The following is a 1,891-nucleotide window of genomic DNA, read 5'->3' on the forward strand; positions in this document are numbered from 1 at the left end:
GCGCCGTCGGCTCGTGTGAATAGGCACAAGCCGGATTGGCGTGGTTGGAAGTTCATGTGGCCGTTCGCGGTGGTGTTCGTGTTCGTGTTCATCATCCCGTTGGTGTATGCGGTGTACATCTCGTTCTATAAGAAGCAGATGATCGGGGGCACCCGGTTCGTGGGGTTGGAGAATTACGGGAAGCTGCTGGCGGACCCGTTGTTCTGGTCGTCGGTGTGGCGTGTGGCCCTGTTCACGGTGGTGCAGGTGCCGATCATGCTGTTTTTGGCGGCGGCGATGGCGTTGTGCATCGATTCGATGAAGCTGCATGGCACGAAGTTCTTCCGTATCTCGACGTTCCTGCCGTACGCGGTGCCGGCGGTGGTGTCGACGCTGATCTGGGGTTTCGTGTACGGCGCGAAGTACGGCCTGGTCGGCTCGCTGAACGACCTGCTGGGCACGCATATCGACATGTTCGACCCGTCGGTGCTGCTCGCGAGCATCGGGAACATCAACACGTGGGAGTTCACGGGCTACAACATGCTGATCTTCTACAGTTCGCTGTCGACGATCCCGCATTCCCTGTACGAGGCGGCGAGCATCGACGGCGCGTCGGAGTGGAAGATCGTCCGGTCGATCAAGCTGCCGGAGTTGAGGGGGTCGCTGGCGATCACGGTGATCTTCAGCATCATCGGCTCGTTCCAGTTGTTCAACGAGCCGAGCATCCTGCAGTCGATGGTGCCGGGCAACGCGATCACGACGTACTACACGCCGAACATGTACGCGTACAACCTGAGCTTCAGCGGTAACCAGGCGAACTACGCGGCGGCATTGGCGATCGTGATGGCCGTGATCACGATGGCGATCGCGTACGCGGTGCAGCTCAAGAGCATGAAGGAGCAGATGAAGTGAGCGCAGCAGCAGTCGAGGGCCGTCTGACGGCCGAGGGGTTGAAGGAGCAGGAGCGGGCCGCCAGGAGGGCGGAGAGGGCGCGCCAGAGGCGGGTCGCCCGCGACGAGAAGGCGGAGCGGCGCAGGGCCGCGAGGAGCGGGTTCGCGAACGTGGCGAACCCGCGCCGGTCCACGCTGATGACCGTCCTGTGCGCGATATTCGCCGTGTACTGCCTGTTCCCGTTCGTGTACCTGCTGATCAACGCGACGAAGACGCAGGCGGACTTCACGTCCACGTTCGGCCTGGGCTTCGGCCGGTCGTTCGCCCTGTGGGACAACATCACGACGGTGTTCACGTACCATGGGGGCGTGTTCGGCCGCTGGCTGGTCAACACGCTCCTGTACGTGGTGGTGGGCGCCGGCGGCGCGACCCTGCTGGCGATCATGGGCGGCTACGCGCTGGCGAAGTTCCGGTTCCCGGGCCGCAGGGCCGTGTTCGCGGTCATCATCGGCTCGATTTCGGTGCCGGGCATCGCGCTGGCGGTCCCCCAGTTCCTCCTGTTCGCCAAGCTCGGTCTGACGGACACGCCGTGGGCGATGATCATCCCGTCGCTCATCTCGCCGTTCGGCCTGTACCTGATGTGGATCTTCAGCGAGCAGGCCGTGCCGACCGAATTGCTGGAGGCGGCGCGCGTGGACGGCGCGAGCGAGTGGCGCACGTTCCGCACGATCAGCCTGCCGCTGTTGGCGCCGGGCATCGTGACGACGGCCTTGTTCACGATCGTGGCGACGTGGAACAACTACTTCCTGCCGATGATCATGCTCAAGGACGAGAACTGGTACCCGTTGACGATCGGTCTGAACCAGTGGAAGGACCAAGCCTCGACGGCGGGCGGCCAGGCGATCCAGAACCTGGTGATCACGGGTTCGCTGATCACGATCGTCCCTCTGGTGATCGCGTTCCTGTGCCTGCAGAAGTACTGGCAGTCCGGCCTCGCCGCCGGCGCCGTCAAAGAATGACG

General features: G+C 63.6%; 2 protein-coding genes. Both read left to right on the top strand.

The features are described 5' to 3' along the window. Positions 1–15: 15 nt before the first annotated feature. A complete protein-coding gene (locus tag F7D09_RS10965; RefSeq protein WP_226836299.1) occupies positions 16–891 on the top strand; it encodes a carbohydrate ABC transporter permease in 876 nt (291 codons plus the stop codon). After that, positions 888–1,889, top strand: coding sequence for a carbohydrate ABC transporter permease (locus F7D09_RS10970; RefSeq protein ID WP_152235520.1), 1,002 nt, complete (start codon positions 888–890; stop codon positions 1,887–1,889). The genes F7D09_RS10965 and F7D09_RS10970 overlap by 4 nt, the downstream gene beginning before the upstream one ends. Positions 1,890–1,891: the final 2 nt, after the last annotated feature.

Origin of the sequence: Bifidobacterium leontopitheci (assembly GCF_009193355.1) — a bacterium.
GTDB classification, from domain to species: Bacteria; Actinomycetota; Actinomycetes; order Actinomycetales; family Bifidobacteriaceae; genus Bifidobacterium; species Bifidobacterium leontopitheci.